The sequence below is a fragment of the Ekhidna sp. genome, assembly GCF_965212185.1.
GTDB lineage: Bacteria > Bacteroidota > Bacteroidia > Cytophagales > Cyclobacteriaceae > Ekhidna.
This window is the reverse complement of the sequence record NZ_OZ243102.1, coordinates 3,003,628-3,026,541: the sequence shown is the minus strand read 5'-3', so window position 1 is coordinate 3,026,541 and position 22,914 is coordinate 3,003,628. Positions and strand designations below refer to the sequence as shown.

The 22,914-nt window shown below is 39.1% G+C and carries 29 protein-coding genes; 10 read left to right on the top strand and 19 right to left on the bottom strand.

The window, feature by feature from the left end; translation table 11 throughout:
* Positions 1–585 carry an acyl-CoA thioesterase gene (locus tag ACOMC3_RS13090; protein WP_420316341.1) on the top strand — a complete coding sequence of 195 codons (585 nt, stop codon included), beginning with the start codon at positions 1–3 and terminating at the stop codon, positions 583–585.
* Here ACOMC3_RS13090 and ACOMC3_RS13085 read toward each other — a convergent pair.
* The 4 genes from ACOMC3_RS13085 to ACOMC3_RS13070 are packed head-to-tail and all read right to left on the bottom strand — an operon-like array spanning position 560 to position 3,151.
* Complete coding sequence (locus tag ACOMC3_RS13085; protein ID WP_420316340.1) at positions 560–967, bottom strand: DUF3052 domain-containing protein; 408 nt, start codon at positions 965–967, stop codon at positions 560–562. The genes ACOMC3_RS13090 and ACOMC3_RS13085 overlap by 26 nt on opposite strands.
* Complete coding sequence (locus ACOMC3_RS13080; RefSeq protein ID WP_420316339.1) at positions 968–2,152, bottom strand: J domain-containing protein; 1,185 nt, start codon at positions 2,150–2,152, stop codon at positions 968–970.
* A gap of 46 nt (positions 2,153–2,198) precedes the next feature.
* Positions 2,199–2,564: a fluoride efflux transporter CrcB gene (gene crcB / locus ACOMC3_RS13075; RefSeq protein WP_420316338.1), complete on the bottom strand. Its 366-nt coding sequence runs from the start codon at positions 2,562–2,564 to the stop codon at positions 2,199–2,201.
* 8 nt (positions 2,565–2,572) lie between these two features.
* Positions 2,573–3,151 (bottom strand): ACP phosphodiesterase, encoded by a 579-nt coding sequence (locus ACOMC3_RS13070; protein ID WP_420316337.1) that lies wholly within the window; start codon positions 3,149–3,151, stop codon positions 2,573–2,575.
* A gap of 149 nt (positions 3,152–3,300) precedes the next feature.
* Here ACOMC3_RS13070 and ACOMC3_RS13065 point away from each other — a divergent pair, with 149 nt between their 5' ends.
* The 4 genes from ACOMC3_RS13065 (at position 3,301) to ACOMC3_RS13050 (ending at position 6,198) form a co-directional block, all read left to right on the top strand.
* On the top strand, positions 3,301–3,675 hold the full coding sequence (locus tag ACOMC3_RS13065) for a TerB family tellurite resistance protein (RefSeq protein WP_420316336.1): 375 nt from the start codon (positions 3,301–3,303) through the stop codon (positions 3,673–3,675).
* Positions 3,672–4,094 (top strand): YybH family protein, encoded by a 423-nt coding sequence (locus ACOMC3_RS13060; RefSeq protein ID WP_420316335.1) that lies wholly within the window; start codon positions 3,672–3,674, stop codon positions 4,092–4,094. Before ACOMC3_RS13065 ends, ACOMC3_RS13060 begins: the two co-directional genes overlap by 4 nt.
* Positions 4,095–4,180: 86 nt before the next feature.
* On the top strand, positions 4,181–4,630 hold the full coding sequence (locus ACOMC3_RS13055; protein ID WP_420316334.1) for a CBS domain-containing protein: 450 nt from the start codon (positions 4,181–4,183) through the stop codon (positions 4,628–4,630).
* 50 nt (positions 4,631–4,680) lie between these two features.
* A complete protein-coding gene (locus ACOMC3_RS13050; RefSeq protein ID WP_420316333.1) occupies positions 4,681–6,198 on the top strand; it encodes a serine hydrolase in 1,518 nt (505 codons plus the stop codon).
* 9 nt (positions 6,199–6,207) lie between these two features.
* Here ACOMC3_RS13050 and ACOMC3_RS13045 read toward each other — a convergent pair whose 3' ends face one another.
* The 5 genes from ACOMC3_RS13045 to ACOMC3_RS13025 form a co-directional block, all read right to left on the bottom strand.
* Entirely contained in the window at positions 6,208–7,842 is a 1,635-nt protein-coding gene (locus ACOMC3_RS13045; protein WP_420316332.1) for a peptidoglycan DD-metalloendopeptidase family protein, read from the bottom strand.
* 54 nt (positions 7,843–7,896) lie between these two features.
* Positions 7,897–8,472 carry a YdeI/OmpD-associated family protein gene (locus tag ACOMC3_RS13040; RefSeq protein ID WP_420316331.1) on the bottom strand — a complete coding sequence of 192 codons (576 nt, stop codon included), beginning with the start codon at positions 8,470–8,472 and terminating at the stop codon, positions 7,897–7,899.
* Positions 8,473–8,474: 2 nt separating this feature from the next.
* Positions 8,475–8,891, bottom strand: coding sequence for a hypothetical protein (locus ACOMC3_RS13035; RefSeq protein WP_420316330.1), 417 nt, complete (start codon positions 8,889–8,891; stop codon positions 8,475–8,477).
* Between the two features lie 56 nt (positions 8,892–8,947).
* Positions 8,948–9,109 carry a hypothetical protein gene (locus tag ACOMC3_RS13030; RefSeq protein WP_420316329.1) on the bottom strand — a complete coding sequence of 54 codons (162 nt, stop codon included), beginning with the start codon at positions 9,107–9,109 and terminating at the stop codon, positions 8,948–8,950.
* Positions 9,110–9,275: 166 nt separating this feature from the next.
* Positions 9,276–10,688: a DUF5689 domain-containing protein gene (locus ACOMC3_RS13025; RefSeq protein WP_420316328.1), complete on the bottom strand. Its 1,413-nt coding sequence runs from the start codon at positions 10,686–10,688 to the stop codon at positions 9,276–9,278.
* 250 nt (positions 10,689–10,938) lie between these two features.
* On the opposite strand from ACOMC3_RS13025, the gene ACOMC3_RS13020 reads away from it, so the two are divergent.
* A complete protein-coding gene (locus tag ACOMC3_RS13020) occupies positions 10,939–11,286 on the top strand; it encodes a PadR family transcriptional regulator (RefSeq protein ID WP_420316327.1) in 348 nt (115 codons plus the stop codon).
* Positions 11,283–11,894 carry a hypothetical protein gene (locus ACOMC3_RS13015; protein WP_420316326.1) on the top strand — a complete coding sequence of 204 codons (612 nt, stop codon included), beginning with the start codon at positions 11,283–11,285 and terminating at the stop codon, positions 11,892–11,894. The genes ACOMC3_RS13020 and ACOMC3_RS13015 overlap by 4 nt, the downstream gene beginning before the upstream one ends.
* 77 nt (positions 11,895–11,971) lie before the next feature.
* Here ACOMC3_RS13015 and ACOMC3_RS13010 read toward each other — a convergent pair whose 3' ends face one another.
* Positions 11,972–15,094 (bottom strand): VPS10 domain-containing protein, encoded by a 3,123-nt coding sequence (locus tag ACOMC3_RS13010; RefSeq protein ID WP_420316325.1) that lies wholly within the window; start codon positions 15,092–15,094, stop codon positions 11,972–11,974.
* Positions 15,095–15,204: 110 nt separating this feature from the next.
* Between ACOMC3_RS13010 and ACOMC3_RS13005 the strand changes: the two genes are divergently transcribed.
* Together ACOMC3_RS13005 and ACOMC3_RS13000 are read left to right on the top strand one after the other, a co-directional pair.
* A complete protein-coding gene (locus ACOMC3_RS13005; protein WP_420316324.1) occupies positions 15,205–15,618 on the top strand; it encodes a secondary thiamine-phosphate synthase enzyme YjbQ in 414 nt (137 codons plus the stop codon).
* A 101-nt stretch (positions 15,619–15,719) separates the two neighbouring features.
* On the top strand, positions 15,720–16,130 hold the full coding sequence (locus ACOMC3_RS13000; protein WP_420316323.1) for a CBS domain-containing protein: 411 nt from the start codon (positions 15,720–15,722) through the stop codon (positions 16,128–16,130).
* 8 nt (positions 16,131–16,138) lie between these two features.
* Here the strand turns inward: ACOMC3_RS13000 and ACOMC3_RS12995 are convergent, their stop codons facing one another.
* The 9 genes from ACOMC3_RS12995 to ACOMC3_RS12955 form a co-directional block, all read right to left on the bottom strand.
* On the bottom strand, positions 16,139–16,549 hold the full coding sequence (locus tag ACOMC3_RS12995) for a gamma-glutamylcyclotransferase family protein (RefSeq protein WP_420316322.1): 411 nt from the start codon (positions 16,547–16,549) through the stop codon (positions 16,139–16,141).
* 11 nt (positions 16,550–16,560) lie between these two features.
* Positions 16,561–17,997: an FG-GAP repeat domain-containing protein gene (locus ACOMC3_RS12990; RefSeq protein ID WP_420316321.1), complete on the bottom strand. Its 1,437-nt coding sequence runs from the start codon at positions 17,995–17,997 to the stop codon at positions 16,561–16,563.
* A gap of 119 nt (positions 17,998–18,116) precedes the next feature.
* On the bottom strand, positions 18,117–18,284 hold the full coding sequence (locus ACOMC3_RS12985; RefSeq protein ID WP_420316320.1) for a DUF2256 domain-containing protein: 168 nt from the start codon (positions 18,282–18,284) through the stop codon (positions 18,117–18,119).
* Positions 18,247–18,882, bottom strand: coding sequence for a flavin reductase family protein (locus ACOMC3_RS12980; RefSeq protein WP_420316319.1), 636 nt, complete (start codon positions 18,880–18,882; stop codon positions 18,247–18,249). The genes ACOMC3_RS12985 and ACOMC3_RS12980 overlap by 38 nt, the downstream gene beginning before the upstream one ends.
* 156 nt (positions 18,883–19,038) lie before the next feature.
* Positions 19,039–20,121 (bottom strand): FAD-binding domain-containing protein, encoded by a 1,083-nt coding sequence (locus ACOMC3_RS12975; protein ID WP_420316318.1) that lies wholly within the window; start codon positions 20,119–20,121, stop codon positions 19,039–19,041.
* Between the two features lie 26 nt (positions 20,122–20,147).
* Positions 20,148–20,423, bottom strand: a complete 276-nt coding sequence (locus tag ACOMC3_RS12970; protein ID WP_420316317.1) for a TIGR03643 family protein — start codon at positions 20,421–20,423, stop codon at positions 20,148–20,150.
* An 80-nt stretch (positions 20,424–20,503) separates the two neighbouring features.
* Positions 20,504–20,986 carry a flavin reductase gene (locus ACOMC3_RS12965; RefSeq protein WP_420316316.1) on the bottom strand — a complete coding sequence of 161 codons (483 nt, stop codon included), beginning with the start codon at positions 20,984–20,986 and terminating at the stop codon, positions 20,504–20,506.
* Entirely contained in the window at positions 20,987–21,145 is a 159-nt protein-coding gene (locus ACOMC3_RS12960) for a Lacal_2735 family protein (protein WP_420316315.1), read from the bottom strand.
* Between the two features lie 36 nt (positions 21,146–21,181).
* Positions 21,182–22,192, bottom strand: a complete 1,011-nt coding sequence (locus ACOMC3_RS12955) for a helix-turn-helix domain-containing protein (RefSeq protein WP_420316314.1) — start codon at positions 22,190–22,192, stop codon at positions 21,182–21,184.
* Positions 22,193–22,346: 154 nt separating this feature from the next.
* Here ACOMC3_RS12955 and ACOMC3_RS12950 point away from each other — a divergent pair, with 154 nt between their 5' ends.
* The gene (locus tag ACOMC3_RS12950; RefSeq protein WP_420316313.1) at positions 22,347–22,856 is read left to right on the top strand and encodes a hypothetical protein; all 510 of its coding nucleotides are present in this window, start codon (positions 22,347–22,349) and stop codon (positions 22,854–22,856) included.
* Positions 22,857–22,914: the final 58 nt, after the last annotated feature.

Here is a 22,914-nt window from a genome sequence, read left to right as displayed (position 1 = left end):
ATGGAACCTCGAACCGTACAATTCTCACGAACCAAATTCACAGAATTAATGATTCCTTCTTTCGCAAATTTTGGAGGAAAAGTACATGGTGGACTCATACTTTCATTGATGGATAAGGTAGCCTATGCAGTGGCTAGTAAGCATGCAGGCACATACTGTGTTACCGTTACTGTAGATGGAGTACAGTTTCTCCAGCCTGTTGAGGTTGGTGAGTTGCTGACGCTAGATGCAGCAGTACATCATGTTGGGAATAGCTCATTAGTGGTGGGTATAAAAGTGACATCAGAAAATGTGAAAACGAATCAAGTAAAACATACCAACAACAGTTACTTCACCATGGTAGCTAAGGGGGATGATGGGAAACCAACTAAAGTTCCTGAGCTCATTCTAGAAAATATCACAGAAATGAGACGTTTTGTAGAGGCAATTAAACGGATTAAGGTGAAGAAGGAAGCAAATGCGAAGATTCAGAAAGAACAAGATGAATTCATAATGGTAGATGATATGGAGCTTCTTAAAGATCAGCGCTGCAAAGTAGAGTTTAAAGTCGATGATGAATTCAACGATCTTTTTTCCGATACATAAATTTCAATCCAGACCAATCATCATCTATTGCACAGACTTTGACATCTACTAAGCCGCCATTTAATCCAAATTGACGAACAATATTTCCATTGAGATTTGTATCAAGTTTTGAACTCCCTTTTGGCCAGGATACCCAAAGTGTGCCATCTTTTTTAAGAGATTTCTTCCAATCATTCCAGCCATTTTCTAGCTCTTCAACTTTTGTAACAAATACATGCTCAAAATCATAAGGTGATGAATTCAGATCATCATCCCATTCAGTACCTGCAGGAGTTTCCTCTATTAGTTCAAAGTAATTTTCAGGAGATTGAAATAGAAAACAATTATAGTCTTCCTTAATATTTAGTTTCTTCCAAAGTGGATTTTTAGAGTAACCGGCCATTTATCTGCAATATGAAGGCGTTTTGCCTTTCCAGTTCCTGTCTCTTGCACCACTATACTCTATACATGCCTGGTTAAGATCACCAATAGCAGCATATGCTTGAGCGCTTGTTACATATGAAATGGCGCTATCAGGCCAAACGTACTTATTCCAATCTGCAGCTTTTATGGCCATTTCCGTATCGCTAAGGCGGAGATACAAATCGGCAAGGTTTGTATAGAGGTAAAAATGTGATTTAGGGACGTATTTTTCATTGATCACTAAAGCATATCCATCTCCGTAAATCGCTTTGTATCGCTTAATAGCAAGCCTGTGGGCAATTATTAAATGATCCAGAGCTTCCTCAAGGTTGTTAAATTCGTCACGTTGAATTTCCGCTATTTTCACCAATGAACCAATAATTTCATATTCACCAATCAGAAAGTCCTTTAAGACCTCAATTGCTTTATTAGGTTGATTGTTCCTTTTATAAGACTCTGCAAGTTTTTGTTTTAGCTCATAAAAAGGTAAATGAGGTGCAAACTCTTGGACAAGTGTGTATAGATCTATAGCTGCCTGGTAATCGCCTTTTCTGAATGACTTATTTCCTTTCTCAACTATTTGGTCGAGCATGGTACTCTTGAAAATCTTCATATCTCGCTCTCCTTTTCTAAAGAACTTTAATGATGTCATTATTTCAAAAGCAGATCTGAAATCACCAGATTCAAAGTGATCCTTTGCTTCAAGATAGGTTGATCGCCTATCAGCAAGCAATTTTTCTAGCTTCCTGTCATCATAGCTTTGCTTCATCCAGACACCAGTCATGACCAATAGCGCAATTAAAAATGTAATGCCAAACGCATAGGCGGTTGCAATTGCATTTTGTTTGGTATCCACTGGCTTATACGCATACCTTCTTCTGGCTTGATTTTTCCATTGATTAGGATTTGGAGGCCGGTAAGTACTAGTTCTTGTATGACTGCCAGAAAACTGTCTGTATTTAAGTTTTAGATCAAATCGGGCTTTTTCATATTCGTCCGATAAGATCTGATGTGCAACATTGATTTCCTTGAATTTTTCTTCCATCTCAGGCTTACCTGGATGTTTGTCCGGATGGTACTTGACAGCAAGACGCTTAAATGCGGCCTTGATTTCAGTAGGTGTGGCATCCTCAGAAAGCCCCAGTACGTGGTAGTAATTGGTCATCTGAAATGGAAATTCTCCTCTATAAACGAAGATAGGTAAATAAAGATTATGCTTTATTCATCAAATAAAGCCCTATTAAGCAAACAATCAAACCTCCAATCATACTTACACTTGCATAAAAAATAAACTGTGTGATCATTCCATCACGAATAAGTTTAAGCCCATCCAAAGCAAAGGTTGAAAAGGTGGTAAAGCCACCGCAAAGTCCTGCGATTAGAAATAGGCCAGTCTGATTATTTATTTTTATTAGTTCACCGCTAAGAATCCCGATCAAAAAACATCCAAGTAAATTCACAATCAAGGTTCCTAGGTATGGTTTTTCGAAATACAGTTTAGCAGTAAGGAGGTAAACACCATACCTGGCAGCACTACCAATAAACCCACCAAGGCCTACTATTAGAAAATCTTTCATGTTAAAATTTATTTTTCGAAGTTTTTGACATGAGCCTCCAATTCCGGGAAGAATGCATTGAATTCATCTTCAAATTCAGAATAATGCTTTTGCAATGCCTGAGATGCTTCATCCATGCGATTTTCATAACGTGTACGACGACTCATTCCGGTTAAAGCTTTATCAATCCCTTCGATGAATTGATAATTAAATAGCCAATTATCTCTGGTCATGTAAGTAAGCATATTGATCACCCCTCTTGGAATGCGATCAAAGTATTTGGTAATTGTTTTGTAAAAGTTCTCTGTGTATTCTAAAAGTGGAACATTACAATAATCAGCCCAATTCTTAGCTAGAAAATGATCATAAAATACATCCACTATTACGGGAGCATAGTGCCTGAATTTCTTTCTGAGCCTTATTTTGCTTTGTAGCACAACATCATGTGTATCAGTGAAATAATCAATGCTACGGTGCAGCCTGATGCCTTTTTGAATTTCGTCAGAATATTGATCCATTTGAGATCCTTTTACAAAATCTCCAATAAAATTTCCAATCGAAATTTCTTCGTCCTCGCCACTTAAATACAGATGTGCCAAAAAATTCATTGCCATTCTAAGATAGCCACTTATTATTATAGTTTGAGATTAACGTGTGTGGCTTTACTTTTGTGAAGCATTCGCAATCGGTTGCACTGCATTTAATTCGAAAAGTCATAGAAAGTAATTTTCCAAATATTGTCCGGTCTCATTTGAATATGCTCGTGCAACTAGCTCGAGTAGATGGAGTAGTCGTTCAGGAGGAAATCGATCTTATAAAGCAAATAGGCAAAGCAAACGGGATGTCTGCTGAAGAGATAAGTGAATGTTTTGAGGACCCTTCCGTGATAGAGGGATTGGAAATGCTTTCAGATGATCAGCGTTATGATTACCTGTACAATGTTGTGCAGTTAATGAAAATCGACGGGCGCATCTATAAAGAAGAAATTAAGTTTTGCGCCAAGATCGCTAGCAAACTTGGCTATGATGAGGATGTTTTACGTGAGATGATGCTTAAAATTTACAGCGATCCACACATTACTACCGATAAAGAGACGTTAAAAGCTAAGATTCAAACATATCTTAGAAAATGAGGATAGCACTATTCTTCGCCTTAATATTATTTCATTTCTCATCCATCTCTCAAAGCACAGACGAACGTGCCATTCGAGAAGTGCTAGCTCAGCAAGTGGAATGTTGGAATGAAGGGGATTTAGAATGCTTCATGGAGGGTTATTGGAAATCGGAGCAGTTGGTTTTTATTGGAAGCAAAGGGCTTACTTATGGATGGCAACAAACGCTAGATAATTATAAAAAGAGATATCCTGACAAATCTGCGATGGGAATTCTTTCATTTGAATTAATCATAGTAGAACCTTTAAGTGAAGATTTTTGGACCGTTATTGGGAAGTGGAACTTAAAGCTAAACAGTGATAACCCAAACGGTCATTTCTCTCTGATCTTCAGACGTCTAGGTGATGAATGGGTGATAGTTTCTGATCATTCAAGCTAATAATCTACATACTAAAATTTGGTGAATTCCTGTTTTTTGAGTAGATTCTATGCTACTTAAAACATTAAATTCAGCTAAATATGGTAATGAGCTACAGAGGAGCAGAAGCTCCAAAAATTCAGGAAACTCAAGCGCTTAAAGTAGAAGATTACATGGCGCAAAAACTCATCACATTCAAGCCGGATCAGGCGATGCATGAGGTGGTTGATGCTTTAATGAAGTATAAAATTTCTGGAGGACCTGTAGTTAATGACGATGGACAATTAGTTGGTGTTATCTCAGAAGGAGATTGTTTGAAAGAGGTAGTAAAGGGCAAATATGATAACATGCCAATCTTCACAGGATTGGTAGAGGAACACATGGCAAAAAATGTGATTACCGTGGGTCCAGGCCTCAATATCTTTGAGGCGGCAAGAATGTTTCTTGACAAAAGGTTACGAAGGTTTCCAGTCGTTCATGAAGGTAAGCTGATTGGTCAAATCAGTCAAAAAGATATCATGAAAGCAGTACTCAATGCTAAAAGCTCTACGTGGTAAGAGCTAATTGCTTTTCTTTTGTATTTTCGTTCTTAATCAAATTTTGAAGAATGAAAAAGCTCTTATCTATACTTCTTTTAATCTTATTTATATCATCTCAGGCTCAAGTAGATGTCAAGGCTATTGACAAATACATAGAAAAAGCCAGAAAAGATTGGAATGTGCCGGGTATGGCTGTTGCTATTGTGAAAGATGGAGAGGTAGTATTGAGCAAGGGATATGGAGTTAAAGAAATTGGAGAAAACGATAAAGTCGATGATAATACACTCTTTGCGATAGCTTCCAATTCCAAAGCGTTTGTTGCTTCATGCATGGCCAAGTTGGTTGAAGAAGGAAAGCTTGATTGGAAAGATAAGGTGAGAGAATACCTTCCTTACTTTACATTATATGGAGATGAATATGTTTCTTCAATGGTGACTGTTGAAGATTTACTTTGTCACAGAGTTGGTCTTGGTACCTTTAGTGGAGATGTGATCTGGTACAAGTCTGAGAAAACGCCCGAAGAAATCATTAAAAATGCTGCTTTTGTCCCTGAGGCATTTGAATTCCGCGATGGTTATGGGTACACAAACCTGATGTTTATAGCTGCAGGAGAGGTAATCAGAACAGTTACTGGTGAGCCATGGGAAGCTTATGTGAAAAAGAATTTCATGAATCCATTAAGTATGGATAATACGGTAATCAGCGTAAATGATCTACCAGAAAATACAGCAACTCCTCACAAGCCTACATTAGAAAATGGTACCGTACCGATTAACTGGGCTAGCTGGGATGCTCCGAGTGCCGCAGGGGGAATTATATCATCTTCCACGGACATGGCCAAGTGGATGATGATGAACCTAAATGGAGGCGAATGGGATGGGCAGCAATACATAGATAAAGAGCAGCAAAATCTTTTATGGACCCCACACAACAATTTTAAACTAAGTGAGCGCTCAAAAGAATCTATTCCGGGGCGTCATTTTGCAGGTTATGGACTAGGATGGAGCCTAATGGATTATCATGGCACCATGGCAGTGAGCCACGGTGGAGGATATGATGGCATGTATTCCAGGGTAATGATGATTCCTGATTTAAAATTGGGTATTGTGGTTCTCACCAATACGATGGAAGGAATCTCTACACCAATTGCCTTTTACATCGCCAATCAGTACTTAAAGAAAGATATGAGGGATTGGTCAGCAGAATATCTCGAACGCGCACGCTCCCGAAATGGCCACAAAGAAGATGTAGACGAACGAATGAGCGCAAGAGTGATGAATACCAAACCAACGGTTGATAAGTCTGAAATTATAGGAGTTTATAATGATCCAATGTTTGGAGATATAACTGTCTCAGAGGAAAATGGATCTTTGCGAATGTCTTTTCAGAGCGCTCCAAAACTAGATGCTACATTAGAGCACTGGCACTATGATACCTATCAGATTAAATGGGATGAGGAGCATGCATGGTTTGACTTTGGTACGATCTCGCTTGAACTAGACAATAACCTCAAAGTAGAGGGCATTGAGTTTGATGTTCCTAATGGAGATATCTTTTTCCATGAACTGCATCCAAAAAGAAAATAAGAATCCTAATTACTCAATAATCATTCTTTTGATGGATTTTACACCATCTACATTGAATTTCAAGAGATAGGTGCCAGCGCTAAGATGAGAAACATCCAGTTGATTTGTTTTTGATTGAATACTTAAGATAATTTTTCCGCTAAGGGAGATAACCTCAATTGCATCTACTGCATTCGTGAATTTTACAGATCCCCTCTTCACGGGATTTGGATAAAATAATTCCAGATTCTCTGATTTAGCACTTAGAATGGGTGCTTCTGCTATCACGTCAAGCTCAAAAGATCCTCTTGATGTATTAACAGTGATTTTATCATCCAAAGGCTCAGTACTATTTGGTACGAAGGTGAATTGGATTGTTTTTGACTCTTGAGCATCAATTATTCCATCCCAATGCCCATCAAAAGAATCCGGATAGTCAATTCCTGTGACAATCAGGCCATTGTCTCCGCTATTTACAATTTCGAACGTGCCAACAATTTCTTCTCCTATTTCATAATCTTCCATAATTATAAAGTCCTCAGTAAAAGTTAGTTGATCACTTGGATCATTTGTTAAATAGAAAAACCTAGTCTCCTCATCTCCTTCATAAGATGAGACAAACCTCCATTGACCTTCATTGCCAGCTGATGGTAAATCAAATGATCGATACCAATAAGATCCAGCATAAAACTGTGGGGATACTGTTGTCCATTCCTGAAATAGGGAGCCATCAGGCCTATATACAGCATGATTACTAATCCCATTATCCATTTGATCTCTGAAATAAGTAGCAAAATATACCTTTTCTCCGTGGCTGAAATCCACCCTCAGGTGAGGATTTTCGTCACCGTAGCAACCAAACTCTGGTGGGCTGTCATGTGTCAATACACGACTAACTCCTGAATTGTAATAATCAGGTTGCTCAACCCACCATGATTCTGATGTTGAAGCGTTGCAGTTGCCAGCAAATGGGTCGACCAAGTTTCCATTAACATCATAGATCTCCAAATGAAGATGTGGGCCTGTAGAGTTACCCGAGCTTCCCATGACACCCAGGAATTCACCCGCTTCTACTTGTTCACCTTCATCTTTAGAAGTAAGTGATCCTTTTTTTAAATGACCATACCAAGCAATAGATCCATCACTATGTTCAATATATACTGCATTCCAGGAGTTGCTATTGAAGGAACAACTTTTATCGTCTCTGGACCCTTCTTTGTAAATGATCGTTCCTTGTGCTGCTGCTATTATTCCCACATGATCATTATCCATCTTATGCCAGGTAAAAGGCCAGGAAAAGACATCCGTTCCTTTATGATTGTATCCACTCTGCGTGTCATATGATCTGGTGCCGCAATTGTAGTCAGTTAGGTTATTTGGATAGGTTTCGTTCCAGTCTACATAATTGGATATACCTATCACTTCCTTTTCATTATAGTTAATTGACTGCCTGATAGGCCATTCAAATTTGACAACATTAGTAGATCTGACAGGGTTATGAAATGTTTTTTCCTCAAGTATTTTCTGGATTTGGACTCTTTCCGTTTCAGTTAGGCATTGAGAAGAACGAATTAGAATAGGTGGAACTCCAAAGCCTTCATCTTGTGAAAATGTTGTAGTAGAAACAATTAGTAAAATGAGTGAGGCGAACATTGAAGATTTCATAATGTGGATATTTATAATAAAGATAAAGAATGAATCTTTATGACTAATAACTGTCTATTTACTCCACTTTAAGGGAGGAATCTTATCGCTTTTCTCTGAACATTCGATTAAAATGGCTAATCTCTTTTCTTGTGTTTCTTTACGCTTAGCTGACATCACCCACCAGATGGATTGTTTGCGATAGGAGGGAGCCAATTTGGAATTAAAGAAAGTCCATGCTTTTTTATTTGATTTTATACGAGCTTCAAAGTCTTTACTCAGTTTAACTTCCTTTTGCTCAAAGCTAGCCCGACCTGAATTTTCCGGATTTCTCTTCTTGTAGGCTTCCAGGCCAGCTGTTGTTACAAGATTTGCTTTTTTAAGTTCTCCAATTCGCTTGATATTCACATGACTCCAATGACTATCGTTTCTTCTAGGAGTAAATCTTATTTGATAGGCCTCTTCATCTATGGTTTTCCTAATTCCATCAATCCAGCCGTAGCAAAGCGCTTGGTCAACAGATTCGGGCCAGGTGATACTTTGTTTGCCTGTTGCCTTTTTATAGTATCCAACCCAAAGTTCTGATTCATTTTGATGATTTTCTTCCAACCACTTTCGAAAATCGTGAGGAGTCGGAAAGAAGGTAGCCATCTTTAAAATGGAAGAAGATCAGGTGCTACAAATTCCTTCTTGGCTCGTTTATCTGCAAAAACATTGAAACCGTAGTGTTGTCCCAAAATGTCTTTGAAATTGGTCACTAGACGCGGAAACTCTTGAATGAAATTTTTGAAATTATCAGATTCTGCTTTTTGCATGAAATGATCCATGGCCTTCACAGATGCAATTGTAACTGTCTTATTGAATTTATCATATACGCCTAAAGATTCAGCAAAACCCTTAATCTGTTTACACATATTTAATTCAGCTTGTTCTCTCCCATAATTCTGGATATGGATGTATGCCAATCTCAGGTGGGCCTCATGGCTAAATATTCCGGGTTTAAGCCTATAAGATTCAAAAATCTTCTCGAATTCTTCATCTGAATATTGCCAGTGATCTTTAATTCGCATAATTCAAATTTACTTTTTTGACATGACAATAATCCAAACAATGCTTAGCATTGTCCTTACTTTTCTTTGTTTGCCTTTTTCTGTAAACTTGTTCCAATGGCAACACCTAATGCTATCCCTACACTTAGCCATATGGCAATATTGCCAGTAATCGCCCCGACGGTTGTACCTAAACATATACCTAGTGCTATAGCTGTAGTTTGTTTGTCGTGATTCATATCTAATGATTGATGCATTAAAGTAGTGCCTTACTAGCTATAATTAATACGAATCGTGCTAAGCGGCTGATCAAGATACCGAGCTGTATTGGAGAGTTCTTTTTTGAAAATGAAAAGGCTATCCGATATATGTCGGATAGCCCTTCTGACACGGTTAAATGATTTATTAAAAATGAATTGCGCTCAATCCGGTAACATGTAGGTGATCCCAACTTCCAGCTATTCCTGTTACAGTAAAAGTACCATATGGTAAGATTTCCTGACTGAATGAGGCCTTATTGTATGTCGTAGCTACTGCCTGTCTGGTGTTTACACTGCTTGACAATACATGCGAGCCTTCCCAAACCCTGGAACCATCAGCATTAGGGAAAAAGACGTTACTGATTTTCACCAATTGTCCCGCAAATGTTCCTTTAACCAAATCTTCTAGAGAGATTTCAACGGGTTGAACTGATACATTTTTTGCGATCACTTTACCTAATCTATCTTCCACTCCAATCATTGTTTTGTGACCATTCACCTCTTCACCAGTTGCATTCTTAAGATTGATTTGAACTTTATCTCCAATAGTTAATAGATTATTTAGGATGAAGCCAAGCATAATACCGCCTGTTTCGTCTTGAATGTAAATAAACTTGCTGTTTGGTACATTATCAGTGCTTGTCACCACCCCTTCAATGAAGTAATCTGTAGAGAAATACCAATTTCCTTCGTGTGTCGTAAAATAAGCTTTGAGTTCTGCGATGGTATGAATTTCAGAATTGATTACATCATCTTCTTCCACGGTCAATAAAAGATCAAATTCACTTCCTTGCATCAGACCTTCACTCCAGTTGCTAATGGTAAAAATCAATTCCGCATTGGCTTCTACTACATTATTATTTGAAGGATAAAATTTTATCATTTTACTGGTCTCGCCAGCTTCAAATACAAGCGGAATAAGGAAGTCAACCATTTCCGGATCTGTATGAAAATCTACCCCGTATTCATAGTTATTAGGTAGGCCAACAGCTATTTCAACTACCTGTTGAATTACAGAAACCCTTTCAAACATCACCTCAATTTCTAAACCATCGGCATCAGATTCTGAGACTGTAGCATTTGGAATGCTGAAATTAACAGCAATAGGTTCAGGGTTACCGGGATTTTCACCTTCATCATTATCAGTGACTGAAATGTTTGCGATCTTATCAGCTAACACAAATCCATCTGTTGGATTTTGTAAGGTAAGGGTGATGGATTTGGAGCCTGTATTTACGTCATCATTGACAGGTAAAATCAAAAAATTCACTTCATCATCACCTTTCTCAAAGGCCAATTTTAATATTCCATTTTTAAGTTCAGGTAAAACAATGTAATGATCCGGACTCTTTGCGGATCCGCTAAACATTACTTCCAGATTACCTTCTTTTTTAGCTGGTTCGTCTAGAACCACAGTCACGATCAATGCGTCATCAGCCTCATTTAGATTAAATGTGCTGCTTTCAAACTTTACTGTAGTCTGTACTACAGTCTCAAGATTGTCGGAACATCCAAGAACCAACAACAAAGTCATTATTAAGAAAATATTTACTTTCATTGCTCATCAATGATAAACTGATATCGGGCATTACAAACGGAATGCCAGATTTAGAAACGTCTTAAATTCTTTTAATCAGCAGCTATCCATATGATGAGTTTGTCCAATTACGGACAAGTCATTTGTTAATTTGATCATTTTCGATCATGAAATTTCCTCTTGAACTCTTTAATACACGATTTTTTAAATAATACCTCAATTAATGAGGTATTTTATTGCAATACATCAATAATTGATATATTGTTGTATTATGTATTCGAAAGAACTGTTAAAAGGAACATTGGAGGTAATTGTGCTAAAGCTGCTTTCCGAGCATGGCAAAATGTATGGTTATGAGCTTTCTCAAAAGGTGAAAGAGGAGACGGAAGGGAAAATTCATTTGAAAGATGGCTCACTTTACCCAGCGCTCCATAAGCTCACTAAAGATGGTATTTTGACTTTCGAAGAAGTCAGCATTGGGAAGAGAGTAAGGAAATATTATAAGCTCACCGAAAAAGGTGAGAAGCAAAAAGACACATTGCTTGATGAGATGAGGGACTTTATCAAGACGATGGAAAAAGTGATTTTTAGTGACTTAAAAACATCCCCTGCGATATGATTGCTGAAGAATACGAGGACCGTATTATTCAAGAAATAGATCAAAGCTCGATTAAAAATCAAGCAATGAAAGATGATCTAATTGATCATTTCTGCTGTCTGGTTGAGATTGAAATGGATAGGGGGCAATCCTTTGAGAAGGCGTTTGAAAAAGCCTATTTGCAGACAGCTCCCAACGGACTAGATGAAATACAACAGGAAACAATTTTTTTATTCAATTACTCAAAAATCATGTTTATGAAACGACTAATGTATGTTGTCGGCTATCTGTTCACAGTGACATGGATAACCGGAATCGCTTTTAAACTATTGCACCTTGCTGGTGCTGGGGTTTTGATGGGACTAGGAGCCATAGGAGTATCCTGTGTTTTTATTCCTTTATTTCTAATCAATAGATATAAACTGATCGCAAGAGAGGTTTTATCTGAAAAATTGAAATGGATTATTGGTACTATTTCAATTGCACTCATTATAGCATCTGTAACACTTAAAATGCTCCATTTACCAGGTGCAGGTGTGATGCTTGGTATTAGCTTCCTGCTTTTTGGAATTGGTTTTTTACCCTTTCTATTCTTTAGGATGTACAAAAAATCAATAGATGAACTCTGAGGTCAAGGACTAAGACTCAAAATGAAAAGGCTATTCAGATTATTCTGAATAGCCTTTTTAATTCATTGAATGATTTCCTACTTGATTTTAATCGCTCCAATCCCGGCTTCCCAAAGCGCTTTGTTGAAAGCAGGAATATCTTGATTCAACCATTGGTTAGCTTGTGTCTCATATGTTTTCCAAATAGCATCAAGTTCCTTCTTTCGTTCAACAGATGAAGCATTCACTCGCGGAATCTGGGATTCTGTCGCATTGATCAAATAGAGATAATCCGCGGTGAACTTATTCTCAAAATTCTCCACATCATCATATGCTTTTGATTTGCGCTGAACCATGTCCTCATCCCATTTATTGAGTTTTTCGATGAGGTCGGAACATGTGGTTTTCAGTTCATCACTTGGTAGCTCAGGCTTCATCTCTTTCAACTGATCATTCACTCGTTTTACCTGATTGATGGTATTGTGCATGGAAGTTAGATTTGCTTCCATTTCTGTCATGATCTTGTCATACGCCTTAAAGTTCTCATCTGAAACATCCATAGTCGGGTTTTCAAGGATTTTAGCTTCAGTAGACATTTCCTCTCCGTTGACATTTAAAGTCAGCGTATAAGTACCTGGAGACACCCTATGTCCACGATAACTTCCTTCGATGTACACAGCATCCACACCAGGCATGATCGGATAGCGCATGTTCCATACAAACCGATTGAGGCCGGCTTCTTTGCTCACTGTGGGTGAGGGCGGAGGACCACCATCATATCGCTTATATGATTTATCTGATTCAGAGGAAATCTCCTTTACTGTATTTCCGGATGCGTCTTTAATGGTTAATAAAACTGCTGCAGAGTCTGCTAGCTCAGGGAGCTCATAATAGATTACTACACCATTAGCCGGATTCACTCCTTCAAATGGATCAGTTCCATCAAAGTTGGAGGTATTGCTGCTGTTAAGCGGACCATACCAAAAGCCATAATACGCATCTTCAGGTTTGTATAGCTTGATGGATGAGTCATCAGATTTTTGCTGCAAAACATTTAGGTCATCTAATACCCAAATGGATCGTCCCGATGTTGCTACTGATAAGTCTCCTTTATGAACCATTAGATCCAAGACAGGTGTCACCGGCAAGTTGAGTTGAAATGGCTCCCATGAGTTTCCACCATTCCACGATACGTAGATGCCTTTCTCAGTGCCTGCATAAAGCAAGTCTTTTCTTCCTGGGTCTTCTCTTACAACTCGTGTAAATGCCCCATATGGGATGCCATTATTGATGGGTTTCCAGCTCTTTCCATTGTCTGTCGATTTGTAAATGGCAGGAGTGTAATCGTTGAATTTGTATTTTGTAGTTGCGATATAAACCGTAGAAGGATCGTGCGGTGATATTTCAATCGCATTGACCAACGATTCACCCAAATTCTTTGGAGTTACATTTTCCCAGTTTTGTCCTCCATCGCTTGTTCGATATACTTGTCCATCATCACTTCCTGACCAGATCACCCCTTTTTCATGGGGAGACTCAAGTAAATAGCTGATGGTCCCGTAGTTTTCAGCTCCTACCGCTTCATTGGTTAGCGGACCACCTCCTTTGCCTTGCTTTTCATTAATGTTTCGAGTGAGGTCCGGAGATACTTCATCCCATGTTTGACCTAAATCTCGTGTTCTCAAAACCAGCTGTGCTCCATGATAAAAGGTCCCCGGTTCATGCTTGGACCAAATAATCGGGGAGTTCCAATTGTAGAGGTATTTCATATCTCTCGCCGCTTTGCCAAGAAATTGAATAGGTGCTGCTATGGCCGGCATTCCAGCTCCGGTCTCTTGATTAATTGCCTCCATACTGCCCAGGTAGCTTCCTCCCATTACATACTTAGGATTATCCGGATCAAAGGCAAGAAAAGCACTTTCACCTCCAGCAGATCGGCTCCAGTCCTTTCGGTTAATGCCACCGGAGTACTGTGAGAGTGTGGCAATTTTAATGGAAGAATTGTCCTGTTGACCCCCGTACAAATTATAAGGCCACAGGTTATCGGCATTAAGGCGATAAATCTGTGCCGTAGGCATATTCGCTTGAGTAGACCAGGTCTCACCTCGATTAAAGGTGATAGCAGCACCTCCATCATTGGAAATGACCATGTTTTTAGCATTCTTTGGATTGATCCATAAGTCGTGGTAGTCTCCATGCGTGCCACTCAATCGCTCCCAGGTCCTTCCTCCGTCTATTGATCGTAGAGCAGGTGCACTAAGTACATACACCGTATTTTCATCCTGAGGATCTGCAAATACTTCAGTGTAATACCATGCGCGTTGGGTAAGTCTATTGTCACCGCTTGCAAGGGACCAATTTTCACCACCATTGTTGGAAACAAACAACCCACCTTCATCTTTTTGTGAATCTCCTTCGATAATAGCATAAACTTTCTGCGAATTAGCTCGACTTACCGAGATGCCTATCTTACCCATCACATCCGGAAGTCCCTTTTCTATTTTCTTCCAGGTTTCTCCACCGTCCATACTTTTATAAACTCCGCTTCCATCACCTCCACTGATCACTTTCCATGGTTTACGCTGATGCTCCCACATGCCGGCATACAAAATACCCGGGTGGTTCATATCCATTGACAATTCACTGCAGCCGGTCAGGTTATTAACAAACAAAATCTTTTTCCAGGTTTTACCTCTATCTGTTGACTTGTAAACACCCCGTTCTTCTGTTGGTGCATGAAGTGCTCCTTGAGCGGCGACATACACAATGTCTGGGTTGGTTGGATGAATGACGATGCGAGCAATATGTTGCGTAGCTTCCAGACCCATTTTTTTCCAGGTTTCCCCCTCATCAGTGGATTTATATACTCCATCGCCGTAAGAGGTCATCACACCACGAGGTGCATGCTCACCCATTCCTGCATAGAGCGTATATGGATGTGATTCAGATACGGCAATAGCTCCCATTGATCCGGTCTTGAAGTACCCATCGGAAATATTGGTCCATCGCTGACCAGCGTCTGTTGTTTTCCAGAGACCACCTCCAGTGGTGCTCATGTAGTAAGTCAATGGATCACCAATCACTCCACTCGAAGAAACAGACCTCCCACCCCTGAAAGGGCCTATGAGACGATATTTAAGCGGTGCGAAATAATCGTTAGCAGACTGCCCAAATGTTACGAGAGAACACAGGACGGATAGTAAAAACAAGTTACGTTTCATTTTTGAAAGGTTAAGATTCTGATATTGTAAGCTAGCCATCTATCACCAATTAATGAATGGAATTTGGTATGAATGGTTGTTGAAAATGATGGCTTATTTAGCTTTATGAAATGATCACACAAATCGAACTATCATTACCTCCATATCCGAGAGGCTTTCATTTGATTACCCAGGAAATTATGAATCGAATTGATATTGGTTCAATAGAGGCAGGTATACTTCATGTATTTATCAAGCATACCTCAGCAAGTCTTACAATCAATGAAAACGCAGATTCGACCGTTCGCACAGACTTTGAAAGTCATTTCAATAAAACAATTCCTGAAAATGCACCTTATTACCAACATACTTATGAGGGACCAGATGATATGCCCGCACATCTGAAAGCCAGTACACTTGGAAGTTCAGTCACAATCCCCGTCACCAATGGGCGGCTCAATCTTGGAACCTGGCAGGGCATCTATCTGGGAGAGCATCGGGATTATGGAGGGAGTAGGAAGTTGATGGTGACAACCTACTCATAGAGTTGCAAAAATCGGATTGATTTAAATCATATGCAGAAATGACTATTCGGATTCATCGCTAGCTGGATCGTTGGCAAATTCGTGTTATAAACAATATTAAAATGAAGACACGATCCATTTCCGAAATAATGACTAAGCAAGTCCATTTCATTGATATCAATGACCAAGTAATTAGCGCACGAGACTTGATGGATAAATATGAAATCCATCACCTACCTGTATTAGAGAGTGGCAAACTTGTAGGGATGATTAGTTCTAATGATCTAAAGCAGGTGCAATATCTCTGTGATTTCATAGGAGAACGTCTGGAAGAAAGCACCATTTTTAAGTCTCTTTCCATCGAGGAATTGATGACAGAAAATGTGCATTCACTTACCTCTAATGCAACAATAAAAGAGGCTGCTCAAGTATTTAGCCATATGTCCTTTCAATCATTACCGATTTTAGAGAATGATGAATTGGTGGGTATAGTAACGACTAAGGATGTATTTGCAGCTTTTTTAGAAGCCTAGAAAATCAATTATGCTTTTGCAGCTTTTGCAATCTTTCGGAGATAATCATCAGGAAACCCCTCCTTTTTTGCCAACTCAAATAGGGATTGTGCATAGGCTTTATTGGTACCTGTAATTAATGTTTTAGGGAGATTATAACATATAGCTGTAACTGTTTTATTTGAGTCAATAGTGATAGTGACCTCTTCCGGTATGTAGTCTTCTACGCTTGGTTCAGCATAAAGCTTCTGGATGGCGTCTTTATCTACAGACATGACGATCCCGTAGGCCCTCTCATTCTTGCAAGGAATTAAAGAGGCACGATTTCCAATTGTTAAAGTATAATTATTTATAACACCTTTTCTAGGATTCGATGGGTGGATGTCATTTTTTTTCAAAATGGATTGATCCATGAACAGACCGTAAAAGAATACTTCCATTCACGAAATATTTATTTTGATCCTGAAAAATTCCCTGAACCATCATTCAGATAAATAAAGAAATCGGATGATGCACCACCAATATTCTCTAATCCCTGAATATTATTCATGAATAAATCTAGTGTCCCATTTCCATCGATATCCCCTACAGCAGCCCCATGAGTGAAGGCGCTAGCAGTTCCAACATTTGAAGAGCTGTTAATCAGTTCACTACCTGATCCCATGAGAAACGTATTAGGATATCCAGGAAATGGCCAAAAATCATATCCATGATCCGCAATAAAAAGATCATTATTTCCATTAGCATCGAAATCAGCAACCAGCCACTGTCTTGCATGATTGACTCCTGGAGTAGCTCCTGTTATTAAGCCAGTTGTTTCGGTAAATCTGCCTGTACCATCATTAAGAGCAGTTACTATTTCGACTGTTTCGTTAGGAAGGCCTGAAATAGATGCAGAACCAATAACATCCAGAAAACCATCTCCATTGATGTCAAGGAGCGCACCATTTTTAAATCGCGCTTCATCATAGGGATCTGAATTGTGATTGCCATTGAGAATGACTTCAAAAGAAACTTCTGTTCCTGTACTGATATTAATAAATGTTGCCCATTGCCCATCTGCATAGCCATTAGGAGCTACAAGGTCTACATCTCCATCATTATCAACATCACCTACGAAAATATCCAATGGAAATCTTCCCATTCTTGCCTCTCCGTTTTGTGCTTCATCCCATGTCAAAACCTCAAAAGTATATTCTCCAAGATCTCCATTGTCGTTCATCCGAATGATGGTGCGGCTAAAATTTGCATTGCCATCATTTAGGTAGATATATCCACCTAGGAAGACTCCATTTGAAGGATCCATGCCAAAACCACCGGATGCTGTGGTTAAGAAATCAATGTTTCCATCATTATTGAAGTCTCCTGTTCTGATCCATTCAACCCAACCAACCTCAATCAAGTTATCGTTTATTTGGTTGGTGCCATCACTAAACGTATTGTCCCCATTATTAAGGTAAAGATGAATCTGAGCAGACTCTGAGAAAGATCCTTCCGTTGCATCGATGGTGCTAGTTATTATATCAGGTCTTCCATCTCCATTGAAATCTTCAGAAGAGATGGTAACGGTATTTGCAACTGAACCTTTGTATCTGGCAGGAAAGGCATTTTCCTTGATCTGAAAATTTCCTGTTCCATCATTGATCAAAAGCACATCAGCACTAAGTCCGATGTGTGGCCCAAGAATGATGTCCTTATCACCATCTTGATCCGTATCGAGTATGTAAGAGGCTGTAAAGTTCCCATGGTCATAAATAGCCTTTGGTAAGCGAGTACTTTCTATTTCATCTATAGGTTCATCGACCGAATCGTCACTACTGCATGAAATGATAATCGATTGGATTGACAAGAAAAGTGTCCACATAAGGACATGATTTAATTTCCTCATTATTACTATTTTGAATTGATACATGGTCCAATGAAGTTGCATTGGATTACTTGCATTCGCTTAATGTTGGTAAAATAAGTAATAAGATTGAAATTGGATTTTTGATCTGAACCAAAAATTCAGCTCATTTTATTCCGTCTACATCGCTCACTGCAGTACTTCATTTCATCCCATACATTTTTCCACTTTTTCCTCCAGGTAAAGGGTTTGCTGCAAGTGATACAAGTTTTGGTAGGTAAGTGAGGTTTTTTATGTGCCAAAATCAGGAATTTTGTTTGGGCGGGCATAAGGAAAGGAGGCCACCGGGTGGAGTGAATAATAAGTATTTAAACCTGATATTCCTGCGGTGTTGTAGAGTGACAGGTCAATGTAGCCTTTATCATCGACTGCTTCATCCGGGATGATCAATTCTTCAATCTGGCCAATGATCATTATGGTGCCATTGATTTTGATTGGAAGCTCTTCTTTGAGGCTTAACCCAATTTTCAACGAACTCTCTTGGACGAAGGGCGCATGAAAATCATTAAGGTATTCTTCAGTCAACCCACACCGTTCAAACTCCGATACCTGGCGATCAACCTTTGCTGAAGTAAAGTGGGCTTTGTCCGCAATGGTGGTTGGCACATGATTGATGCTGTAAAATCCCGTCTCTTTTATGTTTTCATAGGTGTGACGCGGCACCTCACCTGTTGGTCGAGTAATAAAACCAAGCAAGGCTGGATCACTTCCCAAGTGAATAACGCTACTAAAAATCGCTACATTGGATTGACCTTCTTTGGACTTAGTCCCAATCAAATTGGCTGGTTTGATGCCCGAAACGGAGTTGATGATGTTGAGACGCTTTTTGCGCTCCAGGTTCTCTATGTCAGATTTTGTCAAGTGCATGTGAGTAAGACTAAAATGAGAGAGGAATGTTTGTAATTCTGGTGTCATTCCGAGTGCAACGAGAAATCTTTACTCCAATTTTGGAAGGATTTCTCCCATTCGGTCGAAATGACAAGCCAGGGAGCAAAACTCGGTTTTATTGAATTTCTAGGACTTTCAGCCAAACAACGTAGGTTGGTTCCATTCTTTCATTTCCTTTTTACATTTCTTCCAGAAAGCGAAAAATGAACGATAATATCCACTGACACTAAACATCCAATCTCGGGGTTCTTCCAATCCGCTATAGTTGTTGAGCGGATGCTCTTTGAAGGTTACATCATTGATGGAATACCCCTCTAACAGCTCATCGTATTCTCCCACAAAGACCTGGATGCCTTCAATATTCTCTGCAAGGCCCATCATAAAGTCAATGGAGTTTTGGGAAACCGGGTATTTCTCAAACACACTGGGTTCTAAAAGTAACACCCGATTGACATCTCTGTATTGATGCCACGCAGGATCGAGGTTGTAGAAATTGTAAATAAGCGTGGGCTTCTTGATATTGATGGAGAGGTCTTCTGATTTGGGAAGCGGGGTTTTTAACGCAGGAACATTGGTTTCTTTAAGCATTTCAGGGATTTCCATGCTTTCAAATTCGCTGTAATCAACATCCAGGAAGGTACCGGTTTGTTGCGAGTAAGAGTATTTGTTGATGTTGCCCTGATTTGCATAATATTCCTTTCCGGCATTAGCGCCCGACACCCATTGCCAGCTCAATGCATTGCTAGCCCAGTCACCATCAAGCAGGTGGTAATACATCCACTGAGCAGGCACCCACCAATGACTTTTCCCAACATTGCAAGCAATACTCGCAATGTACATACGAAGGTGATTATGTAAATATCCAGTCTCGTAGTACTCAGTGATGGCATCATCAATCGCTTTTATTCCGGTTTGCGCATCGATTAGTGCGTTGGGCATTTCATGGTTTTGCACGTTGGGTTGCTCCCTTCTCAAATCGGAATTGATTTCATCGCCTTTGGCTACCCACACCTGCTGCCAATAGTCTCTCCAGGCTAGTTCCTGGATGAATTTCTCGATCTTTTTTGAGTCAAACCCTCTGTCCATCACGGATTGGAGTACCTGTTTGGTTGATATGACACCTCGTGAAATATACGGTGAGAGTTTAGTGACCGCTCCATCTATGAAGTTTCTGGTCTTTCCATAATCGATCGGGTCGATGGTTTCAATCTGGTCCAAAATGTCTTTGTAATCGGTGGAAAACACTATCGCTTACTGATTTTATTTAAACTGATTTGCTTTTGGCGAGAGGATTTGAATCTGGTCATATCGTCCGGCTGCTTCTTTAGGTGTTTTTGACTAGGACCTGAGTTAACTCGCTTGCGCCACAGGTTGAAGCTACTTCGTTTGAGCTCGGATCGCATGAGTTTGATTACTTCTTTCTCCGGCATCCCGAATTGAAATTCGATTGCCTCGAATGGCGTCCGGTCTTCCCAAGCCATTTCAATGATTCTATTTCTATCTCGTTCGGTTAATTCCATAATACTTTTATGACTATTAGTGTCATTTCGACCTACGTGAGAAATCTTTTCCTTTATTTGATAGAAAGAAAAATCAGAAGCTAAAGAATAATCCCTGCCTGTATCAAGTCCTGAAACATTAAGATGTTGTTTTCAGAATTTGTTTTGGATTTAACTACTTCAAACCAAAACAACTCATGATCACCACCAACATTTTTTCTTCCTCTCTGTTCCAATGCTAAGAATCCGCATGCGCCATTCAAGACTTGATGTCCGTTCCAATTGGTTATTAAGCCTTTAGAGACAAGCTTTTCTTGTTTGCTTACTCGCGTTCCACTCGTTTTTCCAAGGAGTGGAACAAGTTTAGAATGATCCTGATGAAGTATTTGGAGGATAACATTGGATCCTTGCTCTAGATTTTTATACGTTTTTGTAGAATAATCAATGGCCACCATAAACAGCTTTGGCTTCATACTGATTGCTGTGACATATGTACATATGTTCATGTTAACCTGATCATCATCATAGGTTGCCATACTGTAAACAGGCATATCAACAATGTTCCAGGGTCTTTTCACTCCCATTTAAAGAGCTTCCATTTCCTTGAGTACTTTATCGGCCTCTGCAGCTTTTTCGTCACTTGCCTTTCGGTTCGATTTCGATAGGTTATACGATTCTTTCATAAGCTTCTCATATTTCTTCTGAAGCTTTTCTTTCGGAGTTGTTTTGCTAAATAGTCCCATACCGTATTAACAAGCAATGGAATAAGATGTTAGCTGTTAGGCACTTTTCTGCCAGTGATCCTCTCGAAATTCCCCGGGGGAGGAACCAACAAGTTTTTTGAAATGGGTATAAAAAGACACTTTATTTCTAAAACCAACTTCTTCTCCAATTGCTTCAACTTTGAGATGGCTGGTAGCTTCACTTTGAAGTCTTTCTTTCGCTTCCATTACTCTAAACTCATTGATTAGAGACGAAAATGATTTATCTGAAAATGCATTTAATGCTTGCGATATCCGGTATTTTGGGACGCCTATTTTTTTAGCAAATGTTGACAAATTGAAGTCAGGATCTCGATAATATTTGTTTTGATTTAGCACCTCATTGATTTTTTCAACAAGATGATCTCCATCTTCTTTCGTTAAACTGCTTGATGAATATTTGGGTCTGATTTTTTCCTTGAGAAAGGAAAATTCACTCAAATAGGTTATTCCGTAAGTAAGTATTACAAAGCCCCCGCAAATAATGTAATCTAAGCGAAGTGTATAAAAACCTGCCATAAGGGAGATTTTATAAGCAAGCAATCCAAGTACAAACGACACGTACGGAATTAAGAAAATTCCATTTATTTCCTCTGGCTTATGAGTTTTGAAAATTGGAACTCCATATCCTATAAACAATAAAATATTTGTGAAAATCATTATGTGACCACCCATCGTGTAAAACTCCTGGGAGACGCCTACGATTCTTGTACCAAAAAAATACAAGGAGAATAGGATGGGTACAATTAGGTGGTATCCAAGGTTGGAAATCTTTGCATTTTTATTGATGAAATAATAAAAACAGAGAGGCATTATCCAGGAGCCAACATTTCCTAACCAAATGAAGGCGAAATGAAGGTTAATTGCTTGGGACCAAAAATTCACATAATAGAGTATAGTAATTGAGAATGCGAACAAATAAGTCCCAAGGAATCTTTTTTGCTGACTTTGTTTTCCAATCATAAAAGCAATGGAAAGCATGATTCCATGAATGGCAGCAGCTAAAAAAAGAATGAGTTCCCAGGTCATGATTGAATACAAATTTTAATTATACGAAAGGACTGCTCGATTGACTATTTTTATTCATAAACGGTATAAAAATTAGCTAATGTTTACTTCGTGTGAATCAAATAATAGGTGTTTGGTCAATGGTTTAAGTTACTTGATGTAAAAAAGAACAAATATGAAAGCGACACTACTTATAATCGGATTGATTTTTTGTGCGGGGCTAATTGCTCAGCAACCACCTAAGCCATCTGAGGAAGACCTGTCAAAAATGGATTTTTGGGTTGGAAAATGGGATTTGAGCTGGGAAGGGGGCAAAGGCACCAACTTAATTGAGAAGAAACTCGATGGAAGAGTGATACAGGAAAATTTTGAAGCGACTGAAGGGAACTTCAAAGGATACTTAGGGACTAGTATTAGTACCTTCAATCCTGCAGATGGAAAATGGCATCAAGCATGGGCTGACAACCAGGGCGGGTACATTGACTTGGTAGGTATAATGGATGGAGATAAGCGAATCTTTCAATTAACAAGTCCACGAAAATTACCTGATGGGACTGAATCAATTTCCAGAATGAGGTTTTATGATATTAAGGAAAATTCATTGACTTGGGATTGGGAAGCATCGACTGATGGAGGTGAAACATGGAATCTGAGCTGGCGAATTAATTATCAAAGGACTGAATAAATCTTATCAAAATACACTGCAAATGATATAGTCCCATTCGATATATTGAATGGGACTA